This window comes from Streptomyces sp. NPDC048650, assembly GCF_043199095.1.
Lineage (GTDB): Bacteria > Actinomycetota > Actinomycetes > Streptomycetales > Streptomycetaceae > Streptomyces.
Map to the genome: position 1 here is coordinate 842480 of NZ_JBICVM010000001.1, position 18524 is coordinate 861003.

The 18524-nt window shown below is 73.5% G+C and carries 11 protein-coding genes; 7 read left to right on the top strand and 4 right to left on the bottom strand.

Features of this window, described 5'->3' with window-relative positions; all coding sequences use genetic code 11:
* Positions 1–274: 274 nt before the first annotated feature.
* The 5 genes from ACGFML_RS03935 (at position 275) to fxsT (ending at position 9535) form a co-directional block, all read left to right on the top strand.
* Positions 275–1342 carry an AAA family ATPase gene (locus tag ACGFML_RS03935; RefSeq protein ID WP_393539649.1) on the top strand — a complete coding sequence of 356 codons (1068 nt, stop codon included), beginning with the start codon at positions 275–277 and terminating at the stop codon, positions 1340–1342.
* Positions 1343–1347: 5 nt separating this feature from the next.
* Positions 1348–4719, top strand: coding sequence for an SAV_2336 N-terminal domain-related protein (locus tag ACGFML_RS03940; protein ID WP_393539651.1), 3372 nt, complete (start codon positions 1348–1350; stop codon positions 4717–4719).
* A gap of 107 nt (positions 4720–4826) precedes the next feature.
* The gene (locus ACGFML_RS03945) at positions 4827–5045 is read left to right on the top strand and encodes a YxD-tail cyclophane-containing RiPP peptide (RefSeq protein ID WP_393539653.1); all 219 of its coding nucleotides are present in this window, start codon (positions 4827–4829) and stop codon (positions 5043–5045) included.
* A gap of 183 nt (positions 5046–5228) precedes the next feature.
* Positions 5229–6416 carry an FxsB family cyclophane-forming radical SAM/SPASM peptide maturase gene (locus ACGFML_RS03950; RefSeq protein WP_393539655.1) on the top strand — a complete coding sequence of 396 codons (1188 nt, stop codon included), beginning with the start codon at positions 5229–5231 and terminating at the stop codon, positions 6414–6416.
* 110 nt (positions 6417–6526) lie between these two features.
* Positions 6527–9535, top strand: coding sequence for an FxSxx-COOH system tetratricopeptide repeat protein (gene fxsT / locus ACGFML_RS03955; protein ID WP_393539657.1), 3009 nt, complete (start codon positions 6527–6529; stop codon positions 9533–9535).
* Positions 9536–9642: 107 nt separating this feature from the next.
* On the opposite strand, the gene ACGFML_RS03960 is transcribed toward fxsT, so the two are convergent.
* The 4 genes from ACGFML_RS03960 to ACGFML_RS03975 all read right to left on the bottom strand — a co-directional run bounded on the left by ACGFML_RS03960 (position 9643) and on the right by ACGFML_RS03975 (position 16386).
* The gene (locus ACGFML_RS03960) at positions 9643–13443 is read right to left on the bottom strand and encodes a multifunctional oxoglutarate decarboxylase/oxoglutarate dehydrogenase thiamine pyrophosphate-binding subunit/dihydrolipoyllysine-residue succinyltransferase subunit (protein WP_393539659.1); all 3801 of its coding nucleotides are present in this window, start codon (positions 13441–13443) and stop codon (positions 9643–9645) included.
* 248 nt (positions 13444–13691) lie between these two features.
* The gene (locus ACGFML_RS03965) at positions 13692–14828 is read right to left on the bottom strand and encodes a sensor histidine kinase (protein ID WP_393539662.1); all 1137 of its coding nucleotides are present in this window, start codon (positions 14826–14828) and stop codon (positions 13692–13694) included.
* Positions 14825–15565 (bottom strand): response regulator transcription factor, encoded by a 741-nt coding sequence (locus ACGFML_RS03970; RefSeq protein ID WP_393539665.1) that lies wholly within the window; start codon positions 15563–15565, stop codon positions 14825–14827. The genes ACGFML_RS03965 and ACGFML_RS03970 overlap by 4 nt, the downstream gene beginning before the upstream one ends.
* 74 nt (positions 15566–15639) lie before the next feature.
* Complete coding sequence (locus ACGFML_RS03975) at positions 15640–16386, bottom strand: spermidine synthase (protein WP_393539667.1); 747 nt, start codon at positions 16384–16386, stop codon at positions 15640–15642.
* 218 nt (positions 16387–16604) lie between these two features.
* Here ACGFML_RS03975 and ACGFML_RS03980 point away from each other — a divergent pair, with 218 nt between their 5' ends.
* Both ACGFML_RS03980 and ACGFML_RS03985 read left to right on the top strand, forming a co-directional pair.
* Entirely contained in the window at positions 16605–17378 is a 774-nt protein-coding gene (locus tag ACGFML_RS03980) for a rhomboid-like protein (RefSeq protein WP_393539670.1), read from the top strand.
* Positions 17379–17583: 205 nt separating this feature from the next.
* Positions 17584–18426 (top strand): pentapeptide repeat-containing protein, encoded by an 843-nt coding sequence (locus tag ACGFML_RS03985; RefSeq protein WP_393539673.1) that lies wholly within the window; start codon positions 17584–17586, stop codon positions 18424–18426.
* Positions 18427–18524 lie beyond the last annotated feature (98 nt).

The following is an 18524-nucleotide window of genomic DNA, read 5'->3' on the forward strand; positions in this document are numbered from 1 at the left end:
CCGCTCCCGCCGCGGGCGCCCGTGCCGCGCAAGTCGCGCCCCGGGAACGGCACTTGGCGCCCATGGTGAAAACATCGGAGACCGGAAACCGCCCCGTGACCTTCCGTACGGCTGGGTACTGTCATAGCGTCGTGGGAGAGAAGCGAGACCGAGATTTTCGTGAGGGGCGTGGCGGACGCGGGGGAGCGCCGGGGGCGAAGGCCGACGTCTCCCGGGGGGCCCGCCGAGACCGTCGCTCCTGCCTGATGCCCGGCCGGCGACGAGGAGTTCCGACGTGAGCGACTGGCTCATCTACCGTGGCGCGGGGGCACCGCACGACGGCATTGAGCACCTTCCGCCGCCCCCGCCCTGGCGCGATTTCGACGGCGGACCCCTGGTGCCGCCGCCCGCCGCCCTCGACCCGGCCTCCGAGCGCCGACTCGGCGTACGGCCCGCCGAAGCCCGCCACCACCGGCCCGGCGAGACCGAGCGCGAGCTGGTCAACGCCGCCCTCTATCTGCGCCGGCCCCTGCTGGTGACCGGCGCCCCGGGCAGCGGCAAGAGCACCCTGGCCCACGCCGTCGCCTTCGAGCTGGGCCTGGGCCGGGTGCTCAGCTGGCCGGTCGTCAGCCGCAGCACGCTCCGCGACGGCCTGTACGCCTACGACGCGATCGGCCGTCTCCAGGACCTGCAGATCGCCCGCGCCGCCCCGCAGCAGTCCGATTCCGGCCAGACCCCGCAGCCGGGCGCGGAGGCCGATGCCGCCGCGGAACCCGGCGGCGGCATCGGCCGCTACATCCGCCTCGGCCCGCTCGGCACCGCGCTGCTGCCCGCCGCCCGGCCCCGGGTACTGCTCGTCGACGAACTCGACAAGAGCGACATCGATCTGCCCAACGACCTCCTGAACGTCCTGGAGGAAGGGGAGTTCCGGATCCCGGAGCTGGAGCGGCTGGCCGGACCCGCCCCCGAGGTGCCGGTGCTCAGCGACGACGGCACCCGGGTGACGGTGCGCGACGGCCGGGTGCGCTGCCGGGCCTTCCCGTTCATCGTCCTCACCAGCAACGGCGAACGCGACTTCCCGGCGCCCCTGCTGCGCCGCTGCATCCACCTCCACATCCCGCTGCCGGACAAGGAGCGGCTCGCCTCGATGGTGCGGGCCCACTTCGGCGAGGGCGCGGCCGAGCGCCACGAAGCGGTGATCGACCGCTTCCTGGACCGCGAACCGGGCGATGTGCGGGCCGTCGACCAGCTGTTCAACGCCATCCACCTCACCCAGAAGGCCGGATGGACCGACGAGGACGAGGAGGAGACCCGACGGCGGCTGACGGCCGAGCTGATGCGACCTCTTGACCGGACGAGGTGAGGACGGTGCCTCTCGGGGAGCCTGGCCCAGGTCCCCTCGACGGACTCGGTGAACTCGTCGGGCGGTTGACGGCGGCGGGAGTGCCGGCCGACGCCCGCTCGATGGCCGACGCCCTCTGGCTCGCCCAGTGGATCACGCCGGACCCGGCGGGAGCCGCCGCGCATCCCGGCCCGCCGCCCGGCGACGGCCGGGAGCCGGCCGGATTCTCCGTGGGGGCGGTCGGGGAGCCGCCGGGCGCGAGCGGGACGGACCCGGCGGCCACGGGCGCGCCGGCGGCGGACCCGGCCGCCGCCGACCCCCACCGCCCGGACCGCCCGGCCGACCTGCTGCCCCGCCACGACGACCGCGCCGCCGACCCCGACCATCTCCGCCTCGGCGAGATCGCCGTCCCCATCGCCTCCGCCTTCCCCGGACTCCTGCCGCTGCAGCGCGCCATGCGGCCGGTCCAGCGCTATCACCCGCCGACCGCTCCGGCCCGGCGGGAGCTGGACGACGACGCCACCGCCGAGCTCTCCGCGCACGCCGAGATGGTCATCCCCGTGCTGCGCGGGGTGCACCGCCGCACCGCCGCGCTGCGCCTGCTGATGGACGGCTCGTCCTCGATGGCCGTGTGGGAGCAGATGCTGCACGACCTGCGCCAGGTCTGTGAACGCGTCGGCGCCTTCCGCGACGTCACGGTGCACTACCTCCACCCGCACGGCCCGGACGTCGGCGTCGCCGCGGCCCCCGGCGCGGGCCGCCCGCTGCGCCCCGCCGACCAGCTGCACGACCCCACCGGCCACCACCTCACCCTCGTCATCAGCGACTGCGCGGGGCCGCTGTGGGAGGACGGGCGGATGCAGCGCCTGCTCTACCGCTGGGCGGCCGACGCGCCGCTCGCCGTCGTCCAGCCGCTCCCGCAGCGCATGTGGGCGCGCACGCTGCTGCCCGCCGTCGCCGGCACCCTCGTCCGCCGCCAGGGCCCCTACCAGGCACTGGACTTCCGGCCCGCCCGGCGCCGCCGACGCGCCGCCCCGCCCGGCGCAGCGGCCGGCGCGGCCCGCGAACGCGCCGTACCGGTCCTGTCGCCCACCCCCTCCGCCCTCGGCACCTGGGCCCGGCTGGCCGCCGCCGACGCCGGTCTCTCGCTGCCCGGCGCGGCCACCGTCGTACGGGCCGACCACGGCGCCGAGCCCGCTCCGCCGCGGCCGCCCGCGGGCACCGAACCGGCGCGCATGGTGCGCGAGTTCGACCAGCTGGCGTCCCCGGCCGCCCGGCTGCTCGCCGTCCACCTCTCGGCCGTGCCGCTCGCGCTGCCGGTGATCCAGCTCGTGCAGCGCGCGATGCTGCCGCAGACCGGCCCGGCGGAGCTGGCCGAGGTGCTGCTCAGCGGGCTGGTGACCCAGCTGCCGCCGGACAGGGGGATACCGACCTGCTCCTCGACAGCTCGGGGGAGTCTGTCGGGAGCCGCGGGGGGCGGCCCGTGGTACGACTTCGCGCCCGGCGTCCGCGACGAACTGCTCGGGCGGCTCAGCGCGGGCGAGGCCGCCCTGGTCCTCAAGCACTGTTCGCTCTACGTCGAGCGCACCTTCGGCCGCGGCGCCCGCAACTTCCCGGCCGTCGCGGTCGCCATGCTCTCCGGCAGCGGCCGCGAGCCCAGGACCGGCCAGCGCGCCGTCCCCGAGCCGTTCGCCCGCGTCTCCGAGCGCGTCCTGCGCCGCTTCGAACCGGCGCTGCGCCCGCCCGACCGGCGGCCGTACGCGTCCGACGGCCCGGCCGCCGAGGGCGCCGCCCTCCTGGAGCGCTACGAGAACGACCGGGCCGTCCGCGATCTGATCGAGGCCGTGCGCCTGCTGCGGGCCGCCGCCGGCCGCCTGCCGCTCGCGGGCACCGACCTCGCCCGTGCCCTGCTGCACGCCTGGGCCACCTGGCGCCAGCCCGACGCCCTGGCGGAGGCCGAGGAGGCGGTGCAGGCGGCGGAGCGGGCCACGGCGCAGGGCGGCGCCGACGCCGAGCGGACCCGGGCGCTGATCGTGCTCGGCCGGGTCCGGCACGCCCGCGCCCAGGAACGCCGCGCGGCCGGCGACGGGCCCGAGGAACGCGCCGCCCTGGCGGACGCCGCCCGCCGGCTCGACGCCGCCTGCGGCCTGATGAGCCTGCTCGACCCCCGGGTCCTGGAGAGCATGGTGCTGCGCACCGAGATCCTGCGCCGACTGGCCGCCCTGCCACCGAGCCCCCCGGCCCCGGAGCCCGGCGCGACACCGGACGCCGGCCCGCTCGCCGAGGCGGAACGGTCCCTCACCACCCTCCTCGACCAGTGGCCCAGCGGCCGCCAGGTCCCCGGCGAGGTCTACGCCGCCCGCGGCGGCGTCCTCCTGGACCGGGCCCGCCGTGCCGAGGGGCCGCAGCGGGCCGACGCGTTCGCGGTGCGCGCCGCGGCCGACCTCGAGTCCGCCACCGTCCTGCTGCGCCGCCGCGGCAGCGCCGCCGACCGGCTCGTCTGCGAAACGCTGCTGGACCTCGCCGCGGCCCGCTCGCTGACCGGCGGCGCCGACCTGGCGTCCGTGCTGCCCACCCTGGAGCGGGCCCGCGCGATGGCCCGGGAGCTGGCCGACCCGGCCCTGGAGGCCGACAGCCTGCGCCGGATCGCGGCCGCCCAGAGGGCGGCCCACACCCGTACGGGCTCCCTGGCCGCCCTCGACGAAGCCATCGCCGCGCAGGCCGCCGCGCTCCGCCTGGCCACCCCGGACTCGCCCGAACACAGCGCACTGCTCGCCGAACGCGGCGCGGCGCTGCTGCTGCGGGCCCGGCTGGAGCCTCCGGAGGCAAGCATCGGCTCCACCGGAGCGGTCGGCGCCGCGCTGCCCTCCGCGCCGGGCAAGCGGCTGGCCGACGAAGCCGTGCACGTCCTGCGCGAGGCGCTGGGCCGGGTCGCGCCGCAGGACCCCGACCTCGGCAGCCACCGCCTGCTGTTCGGCCGCGCGCTGCGGCTGCGCTATGAACGCCAGCCCTCGCTCGCCGATCTGCACGAGGCCGACTGGATCCTGGAACTGGCCGCCCGCGGCACCGACGTGGCATCCGTCGCCGCCGAGGCATGGCTCGAAGTCGGCGACGTCCAGCTGCTGTTGGACCGCCGCCTCGACTCCCGCGAACGCCACGACCGGGCCGCCGCCTGCTACCGCCGCGCCGCCGCCGCGGCCCTGGACGCCGGCAGCGCCCTGCTGGCAGCCCGCGCCCACCACCGCCGCGGCGAGGTCCTGGAGGACACCGCCGGGCCCCAGTCCGCGCTGCACGCCTACCGCGAGAGCTGGGAGCAGTGGCAGCGCGCGGCCGAGGAGACCGGCGCCGAGGCCCAGCGCACCCGCACCCGTATGCGCGCCCTCGAATCCACCGCCTGACCGCTTCTGTGCGCCCCGGCCGAGTGCCTGGCCCTGTGCCGTCGCACGTGTTTCCGTGGAGGGGAGTGCGGGAACACACCCGTCCAGCCGGCCCAGAGGAGAGCAGTGTGGCGACGACTGACCGCACCGAACCGGCTGTGGCCGCGCCATGGGCCCCGTCGGCCGAGCCGTTGCCGGATTTCGGGGGCGTGGAGGTGCGCGCGCTGGCCGCGCGGACGGACCATCCGGTGCTGGGCGAGGTGGCGGCGCTGCTGTTGCGCAACTGGCCGTCCGAGGCCGACGCGGTGGCGTACTACGAGGACAGCCCCCGCGGCCCCGACGACTGACGGCGCCCGACGGGTCCGCAGGCGAGTGTTTTTGGGCAATCCGGCTCGGGAACCGGCCAGTTGTGGAAGGAGTTCGGTTCTGGGGCCGGTGGGGGAGCCATGTACCCCACAGGCAAGTACTGGACAGCGGACCGGAGTTGACCCTCCCGGATCGCAGACTCGGCGAGAGCGGGGGGCGGCGCCGTGGGCGGACAGAGTGGCCCGGCCCCCTCGGTGCCCTTCCGGCAGTTCGTCATCAAGATCCACAGTAGGTGCAACCTCGCCTGCACCTACTGCTACATCTACACCGGTCCCGACCGCAGCTGGCGCGACCGTCCGGCACTCGTCCCCGCCGCCACGGTCCGCCGGACCGCCCTGCGCATCGCCGAACACGCCCGGACCCACCGGCTGCGTGAGGTCCGCATCGACCTGCACGGCGGCGAGCCGCTGCTGACCGGGCCCGGCCCGCTCCTCGAACAGGCCGCCGCCATCCGCGCCGCGCTCCCGGCCGGCTGCACCGCCGCGCTGGGGGTCCAGACCAACGGCACCCTGCTCACCCCGTACGTGATCGACACCCTGGGCGCCGCCGGGTTCCGGATCGGCCTCAGCCTCGACGGCGGCTCCCCCCACCTCAACCGCCGCCGCGTCGACCACGCGGGCCGCCCCTCCTGGCCCGCGGCCGCCCGCGCCGTACGCCTGCTGGGCGCCCGGCCCGACGTCTTCGGCGGCATCCTGTGCACCATCGACGTCACCGCCGACCCCGCCGAGGTCTACGGCTCGCTGCGGGCCCTGGAACCGCCGATGCTCGACTTCCTCCTCCCGCACGCCAACTGGTCCAGTCCTCCCCCGGCCGCCGCCCGGGGCCCCCGGCATGCCCCCGCGGGCCGCACCCCGTACGGCGACTGGCTGTGCACGGTCTTCGACCTCTGGTGGGACGGCGGCCCCGGCCCCCGGGTGCGGATGTTCACCGAGATCCTCGGCCTGCTCCTGGGTCGCCCCAGCTCCAGCGAGGCGGTCGGCCTCTCGCCGGTCGTCGCCCTGGTGATCGACACCGACGGCGCCATCGAGCAGGTGGACTCCCTCAAGTCCACCTACGAGGGTGCCCCTGCTACCGGCCTCGACGTCTTCCGGCACACCTTCGACCAGGCCCTGGCCCACCCCGGCATCGCCGCCCGCCAGCGCGGTCGTGACGGCCTCGGCCCCCAGTGCCGCAGCTGCGCCCTGATGGCGGTGTGCGGCGGCGGGAACTACGCGCACCGCTACCGCGCCGGCCCCAGCGCATTCGCCAACCCGTCCGTGTACTGCGCCGACCTCGAACGCCTCATCCGGCACATCGCGGCCCGCCTGGACGCCACCGTTTCACTCAACTCGCGCTGTCCCGACATGACCTGACGCACTGTCGCCGAATCGGGGGGCACTTGGGCTATCGTGCAAATCAGCCAGGCGTGTCCCACGAACCAGCCTCTGCACGCGCGCACACCGCATCTCAGGGAGACGGTCGCATGGTCGGTCAGTCCGCTCTTTCCGGTCCTTCCGGCTCCGCCGAGCACATCACCATCAGCTACGCGGGCTTCGCCCGGCCATGGGCCGCCTGGATCTCCCACCAGCTGGAACAGCTCGGCCACGGTACGACCATGCTGCGCTGGGACCCGCAGGCCGACACCGCGCTGGCCGAGGAGCTGTCGGGGCTGCTGGCGGCCGAGGGACGGCTGCTGATGGTGCTCGACGACTGGTACTTCCGGCTGGGCCCCAAGAACCAGGAGGAGTGGACGGCCGCCCTGCGGGACGTGGTGGCGCCGCACGCCGAACGCTTCGCGGCGGTGAGCGTGGCGTTCCAGAGCCTGCCCGCCACCGCGGCCCTGCTCCGCCCGGCCGACCTGCGCGACCTGGACGCCCGCGAGGCCCAGCGCCGGGTGCTGCACCGGCTCGGCATCACGGGCGCCGGCAGCGTGGACGAGAGCGCACCGGGCGCGCCCCGCTTCCCCAACAACCCTCCCGTGGTGTGGAACATCCCGCGGCGCAACAACCGCTTCACCGGCCGCGACGACGTGCTGGAGGAGCTGCACGACAAGCTGGCCGACTCCGGCGCGGGCTCGGCCCCGCCGCTGGAGACCCGGATCGCGCTCTACGGCACCTCCGGCGTCGGCAAGAGCCAGATCGCCGCCGAATACGCCCACCGCTTCGGCAACGACTACGACGTGGTGTGGTGGATCAGCGCCACCAACCGCGGCGCCGCCCGCGAACAGCTCGCCGAACTCGCCGGCCGCCTCGACCTGCCGGTCGGCCAGGAGCTCGGCGACCGGATCCGCGCCGTCCACGAGGCGCTGCGCATCGGCCGCCCCTACCGCCGCTGGCTGCTGATCTTCGACAGCGCCGACGACATGGAACAGATCGAGGACCTCGTCCCCGACGGCCGCGGCCATGTCCTGATCACCACCCTCACCCGCGACTGGTCCGGGTCCGGCAGCGCCCAGGAGATCGAGGTGCTGCCCTTCACCCGCGTCGAGTCCGTCGCCTACGCCCGGCGCCGCGCCTCCCGGTTGACCCCCGTCGAGGCCAGCCTGCTCGCCGACGCCGTCCAGGACCTGCCGCTGCTGCTCGCCCAGACCGCCGCCTGGCTCGACGCCAACCCCATGCCGCCCAGGGAGTACATCGAGCTGATCCGTCGGGGCGAGCCCAGCCTCGTCGGCATCCGGATCTCCTCCGACTACCCGATGGCCTTCCAGACCAGCTGGGCCATAACCCTCAACACCCTGCGCGAACGCAGCCCGGCGGCCGTGGAGCTCCTCAAGCTGTTCGCGTTCTTCGCCCCCGACACCATCCCCGTACCGATGCTCGCCAAGGCCCGCCGCGGCGACCTCCCCGAACACCTCGCGGACCTCGCCGCCGAGCCGATCAGCTGGAACACCGCGCTGCGCCGGCTGACCGAGTCCACCGCCGTGCGCCTGGACTACCAGGTCTCCCAGGACTCCGACCCGGCCGTCGAGACCGCCCTGATGCACCGGCTCTACCACCGCTTCCTGCGCAGCGACATGAGCGAGGACGAACGCGACCAGATGTCCGCGTCGGCCTGCCGCGTGCTGGTCACCGCCGACCCGCAGAACCCCTCCGACACCCGCTGCTGGGAGCGCTACGCCGAACTCATCCCGCACCTGGAGTCGGCCGGCGTCCTCGACAGCCCCGACCCGGCCGTCCAGGGACTCCTGCTCAACTGCATCGAATATCTGCGGGTACGTGGCGAACACCGGATGGGACTGCGGCTGTGCGAACAGTTCATGTCCCGCTGGCGCACCCGCATCGAACCCACCCAGCGCACCATGCTCGTCCTCACCCACCAGCACGCCAACATGCTGCGCCGGCTCGGCCGATACCGCGAGGCCGAGGCGGTCGGCAGCGCCGTCGTCGACCAGCTCGCCACCGAACGCGACGCGTCCGACGCCGACCTGCTGCGCGCCCAGGACGGCCTGGCCGGCACCCTGATGGCGCTCGGCTCGTACGAGGAGGCCCACCGGCTCTTCGACGCCGTCTGGCGCGCCTACGCCGGCCTGCTCGGCACCGAGGCCCCGCGCACCCTCTCCTCGCGCCACAACCTCGGCTGCGTCTTCGCGATGCTCGGCCGCTACGAAGAGGCGCTGGTCACCCACCGCGAGGTGCTCGCCTTCCGCGAGCGCGAGCTGCGCGCCCGGCACCACCTCACCCTGAACGCCGGCAACGCCTACGCCCGGATGCTGCGCCTGCTGGGCCGCTACCGCGACGCCACCTCCACCCAGGAGCTCAACGCCCGGCTGCATCTGCAGGTGATGGGACCGCACACCCCGCAGACACTGCGCTCCGAACACGACCTCGCGCTGTGCCTGCGCCGCTCCGGCGAGACCGCGCGGGCCGGCGAGCTGATGGCCGACCTCGTCGAGCGCTCCCGTCAGGTACAGGGCCCCCGGCACCCGGAGACGCTGATGGTGCGCGCCGACTACGCCAACTTCCTGCGCGAGCACGGCGACCTCGGGCAGGCGCGCGACCTGGCGGACGAGGTCGCCGAGCGGTACCGCGCACTGGCCGGCGACGCGCACCCGTACACCGTCGGCACCCTGGGCAACACCGGCCTGGTGCGCGGTGAGTTCGGGGACCTGGCGGAGGCGCTGGAGATCGCCGAGCGGGCGTTGAGCGGGATGCGCGAGGTGATGGGCGCCGATCACCCCTGGACGCTGGGCTGTGCGCTGAACGCCGCCGCGGCCCGCAACCGCGTCGACGACGAGGAGGGCGCCGCGGAGCTGGGCCGCGACACCCTGGAGCGGGCGAAGATCATGGTGGGCGACACCCATCCGCTGACCCTCTCCGCCAAGACGGCGCTCGCCGAGGACCTGCGGGCGCTGCGCCGCGGTCAGGAGGCGGCGAAGCTGGAGCAGGAGGCCATCGGACAGCTCGGCGAGACACTGGGCGCCGAACATCCGCACACCCTCTCCGCCCGGCGCCGCCGCCGCCCGTACTGGGACTTCGAACCGCAGCCCGTCTAGGGAGCCGCCCGCAGCAGCAGGCCGGGCCGGCGCCGTGACAGCCCGAAGGGCCCGCCCCCGCAGTGGGGACGGGCCCTTCGGCTGCTGCCGGCCGGTGGTCTCGACGCCTACGCGTCGAAGACCTCCGCCACCAGCTGTGCCTGCTCGGCCTGGTGCCGCTTGGCGGAACCGACCGCCGGCGAGGAACCGTGCGGCCGCGAGATGCGGCGCAGGCGCTCACCGTGCGGCACGTCCGCGCCGACGGCCAGGTCCAGGTGGTCGATCAGGTTGAGGCCGAGGAACGGCCAGGCACCCTGGTTCGCCGGCTCCTCCTGGGCCCACAGGTACTTCTCGGCGTTCGGGAACTTGGCGATCTCCGCCTGGAGCTCCTTGCCCGGCAGCGGGTAGAGCCGCTCCAGACGCACGATGGCGGTGTCGTGCGCACCGCGCTTCTCGCGCTCCGCCTCCAGGTCGTAGTAGACCTTGCCGGAGGTGAAGACGACCTTGCGGACGTCCTCCGGCTTGACCGTGGAGTCGCCGATGACGGGACGGAAACCGCCCGTGGTGAACTCTTCCGTCTTCGACGCCGCCGCCTTCAGACGCAGCATCGACTTCGGGGTGAAGACGACCAGCGGCTTGTGGTGCGGGTTGTGGACCTGCCAGCGCAGCAGGTGGAAGTAGTTCGACGGGAGGGTCGGCATCGCGACCGTCATGTTGTTCTGCGCGCACAGCTGGAGGAAGCGCTCGATCCGGGCCGAGGAGTGGTCCGGGCCCTGCCCCTCGTAGCCGTGCGGGAGGAGCAGGGTGACGCCGGACGTCTGGCCCCACTTCTGCTCGGCGGAGGAGATGAACTCGTCGACGATCGTCTGGGCGCCGTTGACGAAGTCACCGAACTGCGCCTCCCACATGACCAGCGCCTCCGGGCGGGCCAGCGAGTAGCCGTACTCGAAGCCCATCGCCGCGTACTCGCTCAGCAGCGAGTCGTAGACGTTGTACCGGGCCTGGTCCTCGGACAGGTAGAGCAGCGGCGTGTAGTCGTCGCCGGTCTCCCGGTCCACCAGCACCGCGTGGCGCTGGCCGAAGGTGCCGCGGCGGGAGTCCTGGCCGGCCAGCCGGACCGGGGTGCCCTCCATGAGCAGCGAGCCGATGGCGAGGGTCTCGCCGGTGCCCCAGTCGATCGTGCCGTCCTCCACCTGGGCCGCGCGGCGCTGCAACTGCGGCAGCAGACGCGGGTGGACGGTGACCCGGTCGGGGATGTTGACCTGGGACTCGGCGATCCGCTTGACGACCTCCTGGGAGATCGCGGTGTCCACGAAGACCGGGAACTCGGCCTTGGGCTGCGGCACCTCGGGGGTCACCGGCGCCGTCGTGGCGTCGCGGACCTCGGTGAAGACCTTCTCCAGCTGGCCCTGGAAGTCCTGGAGCGCCTGCTCCGCCTCTTCGAGGGTGATGTCGCCCCGGCCGATCAGCGACTCGGTGTAGAGCTTGCGCACCGAGCGCTTGCGGTCGATCAGGTCGTACATCAGCGGCTGCGTGAAACCGGGGTTGTCGGTCTCGTTGTGACCGCGGCGGCGGTAGCAGATCAGGTCGATGACGACGTCCTTGTTGAACGCCTGGCGGAACTCGAAGGCCAGACGGGCAACGCGGACGACGGCCTCGGGGTCGTCGCCGTTGACGTGGAAGATCGGCGCCTCGATCATGCGGGCCACGTCCGTGGCGTACATGGAGGAGCGGGCCGACTCCGGGGCGGCGGTGAAGCCGACCTGGTTGTTGATGACGATGTGCACCGTGCCGCCGGTGCGGTAGCCGCGCAGCTGGGACATGTTCAGCGTCTCGGCCACGACGCCCTGGCCGGCGAAGGCCGCGTCACCGTGGAGCTGGACGGGCAGGACCGTGAAGTCCGTGCCGCCCTTGTTGATGATGTCCTGCTTGGCGCGCGAGATGCCCTCGACGATCGGGTCGACGGCCTCCAGGTGGGAGGGGTTCGCGGCCAGCGAGACGGTGATCTGCTCGCCGTCCAGGCCGGTGAACGTGCCCTCGGCGCCCAGGTGGTACTTCACGTCGCCGGAGCCGTGCATCGACTTCGGGTCGAGGTTGCCCTCGAACTCCCGGAAGATCTGCGCGTACGACTTGCCGACGATGTTCGCGAGGACGTTGAGGCGGCCGCGGTGGGCCATGCCGATGACGACCTCGTCGAGCCGCGACTCGGCCGCGGAGTCGATGACCGCGTCCAGCAGCGGGATGACGGACTCGCCGCCCTCCAGCGAGAAGCGCTTCTGGCCGACGTACTTGGTCTGCAGGAACGTCTCGAACGCCTCGGCGGAGTTCAGCCGGCGCAGGATGCGCAGCTGCTCCTCGCGCTCGGGCGACTTGTGCGAGCGCTCGACGCGGTCCTGGATCCACTTGCGCTGCTTGGGGTCCTGGATGTGCATGAACTCGATGCCGGTGGTGCGGCAGTACGAGTCGCGCAGCACGCCCAGGATGTCGCGCAGCTTCATCATGGACTTGCCGGAGAAGCCGCCGACCGCGAACTCGCGCTCCAGGTCCCACAGGGTGAGGCCGTGCTCGATGATGTCGAGGTCGGGGTGCTTGCGCTGGTGGTACTCCAGCGGGTCGGTGTCGGCCATGACGTGGCCGCGGACCCGGTAGGAGTGGATCAGGTCGAAGACCCGCGCGGCCTTGGTGACGTCGTCGTCGTGCGAGACGTCGATGTCACGCAGCCAGCGGACCGGCTCGTACGGGATCCGCAGCGACTTGAAGATGTCGTCGAAGAAATCGTTCTCACCGAGCAGCAGCTGGCTCATGATGCGCAGGAACTCGCCGGAGGCGGCGCCCTGGATCACGCGGTGGTCGTACGTGCTGGTCATCGTCATGACCTTGGCGACGCCCAGCTTGTTCAGGGTGTCCTGGGAGGTGCCCTGGAACTCCGCGGGGTAGTCCATCGCGCCGACGCCGAGGATGAGGCCCTGGCCGGGCATCAGGCGGGGCACGGAGTGGACGGTGCCGATGCCGCCCGGGTTCGTCAGCGACGCGGTGACTCCGGTGAAGTCGTCCATCGTCAGCTTGTTGTCGCGGGCCCGGCGGACGATGTCCTCGTAGGCCTGCCAGAACTCGAAGAACGAGAGCGTCTCGGCCTTCTTGATGGCGGCGACGACGAGCTGGCGGTCGCCGTTCGGCTTCACCAGGTCGATGGCCAGACCGAGGTTGACGTGCTCGGGCTTGACCAGCGTCGGCTTGCCGTCCTTCTCCGCGAAGGAGTGGTTCATCGACGGCATGGCCTTGAGGGCCTGCACCATCGCGTACCCGATGAGGTGCGTGAAGGAGACCTTCCCGCCCCGGGCGCGCTTGAGGTGGTTGTTGATGACGATGCGGTTGTCGAACAGCAGCTTCACCGGGACGGCGCGGACGGACGTGGCCGTCGGCAGCTCCAGGGAGGCGTTCATGTTCTTCGCAACGGCGGCCGACGGGCCGCGCAGGGTGACGAACTCGGGGCCGGCCGCGGCCTCGGTGTCCGCCGTCTTGGCGGCCGGCTTGGCCGCGGGCTTGGCCGCGGGCTTCTCGGCCGGCTTGGCCGGGGTGGCGGGGGCCTTGGCGGCCGGCTTCGCCTGGGCCGGGGTGGCCGGCTTCTCGGCGGGGGCCGCGGGTGCGGCCGGCGCGGCCGGCGTGGCCGGTGCCGACGGGGCCGGGGCGGCCGGCGCAGGGGAGGCGCCCTCCGCCGGCTGGCTCGGCGCGGTGGCGCCGCCCGGCTTGTAATCGGCGAAGAAGTCCCACCAGGCTCGGTCTACCGAGTTCGGGTCCTGGAGGTACTGCTGGTAGATCTCGTCGACGAGCCACTCATTTGGACCGAACGCGGCAGCAGGGTTCTTTCCCTGCCCCGCTTGATCGGTCTCGGTCGAGATGCTCGAGCTGTTGGGGGACTGTAGCGACACGGCGGCAACCGCCCTCTTCCGCTTCCTAAGGTGGTGGACAGCGGGAATAAAGGCTACGCCTCTTGTGACCTTTGGTGCAGTCCGGGAGGGGTACTCGTCGTGCACGTCACATTCGCGGACGGGTTTCGCGGCATGACTTGGCGGGAAACACACGAGGTTTGCCCGCGTGCGGGTAGAACAACATCGCGGCGGCACCCCGGAACGAGTGCGTCCGCCACCGACCCTACGTCAGCGGCCGCCGGAAGCCGTCAGCTCCGAGCCGACTCCAGCCCCGGAAGGGTGACGCGGATCCGGCAGCCACGAGGGGATTCGGCCACTCCGATGCGTCCGCCGTGCAGATCCACCGCCCAGCGCGCGATGGCCAGGCCCAGTCCCGTGCCGCCGTCGCTGCCCGGACCGGACGGCGCCGGGCCGCCACGGTTGAACCGTTCGAAGACCCGGTAGCGCTCGGACGCGGGGATCCCGGGGCCCTCGTCCTGCACCTCCAGCTGCAGGCTCTCGGGACCCTCGCCGCGCCGCGCGTGCACCGTGACCCGGCCGTGTCGCGGGCTGTGCTTGATCGCGTTGTCGATGAGATTGGCGACGACCTGGTGCAGCCGTTCGGCGTCCGCGTGCGCGGTCAGCTCCGGCGGTGAGACGTCGAGGTGGAGATGGACGTCCGTGCGGGTGTGGGTGCCGGAGCCCGCGAGCCCGGACAGCGTCGAGGCGCCCCGGCTCATGTTGGCCTCCTTGAGCACCCCGGACAGATACGGCCACACCTCGAAGCGCCGGGCGTGCAGCGGCACCACGCCGTTGTCCAGCCGCGACAGGTCCAGGAGGTGCTCGACCAGCCGCCCCAGCCGTTCGGTCTGCTTCAGCGCCGTCCGCATCGTCTCCGGGTCCGGCTCGCAGACGCCGTCGACGACGTTCTCCAGCACCGCCCGCAGCGCCGCGATGGGCGTCCGCAGCTCGTGCGACACATTGGCGACCAGCTCCTTGCGGTGGGTGTCCACCGCCTCCAGGTCGGCCGCCATGCGGTTGAACGCCTCCGCCAGGTCCCCGAACTCGTCCCGGCGCTCGGAGCGCACCCGGCGCGAGTAGTCACCGTGCGCCATCGACCGCGTGACGTCCGTCATCTCGTCGAGCGGCGCCGTCAGGCTGTTCGCCACGAACTGGGTGACCAGCAGCGAGGCGATGATCGAGAAGACCGTGATCACCCGCAGCTCGGTCGCCGACGCTATGGCCACGAACACCAGGAGCGTCGTGATGATCACCGAGACGATGACCAGGGCGCCGAGCGCCGCCTTGACGGAGCGGTACGGATCCAGCGGCCGCAACCCCTCCCAGATCCGCTCCCACAGCCCCCGGGTCGGCGCCTGCCACTGCCACTGCCGGCGCCGCGTCATGCGGCCGGAGTCTCCAGGGCGTAGCCGACGCCGTGGACCGTGCGGATCCGCTCGGCGCCGATCTTGCGGCGCAGTGCCTTGATGTGGCTGTCGACCGTGCGGGTGCCGGAGGCGTCCGCCCAGTCCCACACCTCGGCCAGCAGCTGCTCGCGCGAGAGCACCGCGCGGGGGCTGTTCGCCAGGCAGACCAGCAGGTCGAACTCGGTCGGCGTCAGATGGACGTCCGCGCCGCGCACCCGCACCCGTCGCTGTGCGTGGTCGATCTCCAGCTCACCCAGCCGCAGGATCCCGCTGCGCGGCGTGTGCGCGGCCAGCGCGGCCCGCTCGACGCGGCGCAGCAGGACGTGGACCCGGGCGGCCAGTTCACGCATCGAGAAGGGCTTGGTCATGTAGTCGTCGGCGCCCACGCCGAGGCCGACCAGCATGTCCGTCTCGTCGTCGCGGGCGGTGAGCATCATCACCGGCACCGGGCGCTGGGCCTGGACCCGGCGGCACACCTCCAGGCCGTCGAAGCCCGGGAGCATCACATCCAGCACCAGCAGATCGGGCTGCCACGCCTCGGCGGTGTCCACCGCGGCCGGGCCGTCGGTGGCCGTCTGCACCTGGAACCCCTCGGCGCGCAGCCGGGCCGCGATGGCGTCGACGATCGTCGGGTCGTCCTCCACGACCAGCACCCGGCGCTGGGCGCCCGGCGTGGCCGCGGTGGTGCCGCCCTGGGTTGTCTGAGTCTGGTCCATCGCCCGCCCCTGCATTGCCCCTGCGTGGTCGCGTCCTGCTGGGGAGCAGCGTAAAGCCATGCCGTGACTGTCGGCTACGCGCCCTTGCGCGCAAGATGCACCACGTCCGGGACACCCCGGACAACGGGAATCTCTTCCGTACGCACCCCCTCGAATCCGGCATTCCGCAGCGCCTGTTCGAAGGCGGGCGAAGGCTGCGCGGACCAGACGGCGAGCACCCCGCCCGGTGTCAGCCGGTCCCGGCAGGCGGCGAGTCCGGCGGGGGAGTAGAGGCCGGCGTTGTCGTCGGTGACGGTCCAGTCGGGGCCGTTGTCGATGTCGAGGCAGAGTGCGTCGAAGGGGGGCCCGGCCGCATGCAGGCAGGCGAGCAGGCCGGTGTGCAGGATCTCGGTACGGGGATCGGCCAGCGCGTCGGCCGAGAGGGCCGACAGCGGGCCCGTGCGGTGCCAGTCGATCACCGCCTCCTCGCGCTCGACGACGGCGATCCGCCCCCAGCGCGGCTCGGCCGCAGCCCGCGCCAGGGAGAAGCCGACGCCCAGGCCGCCGATCAGGACGGCGGGCCGCTCCCGGTCGGCCGGGAGCGCCGCCAGGGCCACGTCCATCAGCAGTTGCTCCGAGCGGCCGTCGGAGGTGTCCATCAGGAAGCAGCCGTTGGCGATGATCTCGTAGACCGGCGCGGGCGCCCGCGGTGGTTCGGCGGGGCCGGGGGTGCCGCCCCGCTGCCGCAACACCACTTCGCCGTACGGGCCCTCGCGGCGGTCGAGGGTGCGCGGTGCCTCCTGGAGGCCGGGCTTCTGGGGGAGCGGGGGAACGGGAGCCATGCCGTCATCCTGGCCAACGGCGAGGGCGCGGGTCCAACCCCTGGACGAGGCGTTGCGGCGTGACGTGGCACATCGCACAGAGGTTGCTTCACGTGATGCATCTCACGTCCACAGCTCGCTCATGGGTTGAGCGTGCAGGGTGGTCGCGGACGTAGTGCAAGGCGGAGGAACCGCGGCCGCGAGACCGCGTGCACCACCGACGGAAGGGGCCTCGGACAGTGAGCTGGGCGGACACCGCCGACCGCGCGTCGGCAGAGACCGGGCGGTCCGCCGCCCTCCCGGGCATTCCACGCCAGCGCGGCGTCCCGGCGGCCCCCGCCGCCCGGCCCGACCTGCCCGGGGCGCCCCTGCCGTCCGCGCCGCCCCGTCCGTGGCGGCTGTTGCCCACCCCCACCGGCACCCCCTTCACCTTCGGCTACGCCGGCCTCCTCCTCGCCACCTCACTGTTCGCCGCACACGCCGATCCCACCCTGGTCGGCGAACTGCTCCGCGGCTCCAGCACCGACGTCATCCACCTGGCCCAGGCCCCGCTCCTGGTGCTCGTCGCCTCCGCGCTGTGGGTCGCGGGCGGGCTGACCTCCGGCTACGCCGTCGCCCTCCTCTTCGTCCTCACCGCTCTGGAGCGGCGGATCGGCGGCCTGCGCGCCGCCGCGGTCTTCTTCGGCGGCCATGCGCTGGCCACCCTCGCGACCGAACTGCCCGTCGGCTTCTCGGTCGCCGCCGGAGCGCTGCCCGACAGCTCCCTCCAGCGCCTCGACTACGGCATCAGCTTCGGCGTGATGACCTGCGTCGGGGCCGTCGCCGGGCTGCTCCCGCCGTGGCCGCGCCGGCTGCTGCTGGCCGGCGCCGGCTATCTGGCGGTCACCGGCCTGCTCGCCTACGCCGACCCGATGACCGACTGGGGCCATCTCCTCTCGCTCGCCCTCGGTGCGGCGAGCTGGCCCCTGCTGCGCCGGTGGCGGGCGGCGCGCACCCGGCTGCGGTCGGCGTGAGCCTGCCGGCCCTCCGGCGGCCCAGCGGCTCGCCGCTCTCGCGCGAGGACCGGACGCTCCCCGGCCCCCGTGCCGGGACCGGCCACTGACAACGCCGGTGCGGCGCACGCGCAGCGGCAGCGGCGGGCACCCGATCCGGTCACCCGCCCCCGGCCGCCTGGGAGAATGGCGGCCCCGCCCCACGCCGCCCCAGGAGCCGACCGCCGTGACCCACGACAGCCCTCGCCCCGCCCCCGGAGCCACCGAGCTCGACCTGTTGTCCGACTGCGGCAGCTGCTTCGGGCTGTGCTGCGTCGCGCTGCCGTTCGCGGCCTCGGCGGACTTCGCCATCGACAAGGACGCCGGCCGGCCCTGTCCGAACCTGCGGACCGACTTCCGCTGCGGCATCCACACCGACCTGCGCGAGCGCGGCTTCTCCGGCTGCACGGTCTTCGACTGCTTCGGCGCCGGACAGAAGGTCTCCCAGGTCACCTTCGGCGGCGAGGACTGGCGCCGGGCACCGGGCACCGCCCGGCAGATGTTCGAGGTCTTCCCCGTCATGCGGCAGCTGCACGAGCTGCTGTGGTACCTCGCCGAGGCGCTGGCCCTGCCGGACGCCCGCCCGGCCCACGCCGACCTGCGGCGCGCGCTGGCCGACACCGAGCGGCTCACCCGGGGCAGCGCCGCGGAACTGACCGCGCTGGACGTGCCCGCGCACCGCGCCGAGGTCAACGCGCTGCTGCTGCGGGCCAGCGAGCTCGTACGGGCCGAGATCCCCGGCCGCAAGAAGGACCGGCGCGGTGCCGATCTCTTCGGGGCCCGGCTGAAGGGGGCGGATCTGCGGGGCGCCAGCCTGCGCGGAGCCTGCCTGATCGCCGCGGACCTGCGGGGCGCCGACCTGCGGTCCGCCGACCTGATCGGCGCCGATCTGCGGGACGCCGACCTGCGCGGCGCGGACCTGACCGACAGCATCTTCCTGACCCGGGCTCAACTCGACGCCGCCAGGGGCGACGCCACCACGCTGCTGCCGGACGCGCTCGGCCGTCCCGCTCACTGGCCGGCCGCCTGAGCACGTCAAGGAGGTCGAGCACGTCGAGGACGTAGCGACGGGGTCCGCACGGTCGGGGGCGGCCCGATCGCTGAGGGCGAACAGGCGCCGGGGAACAT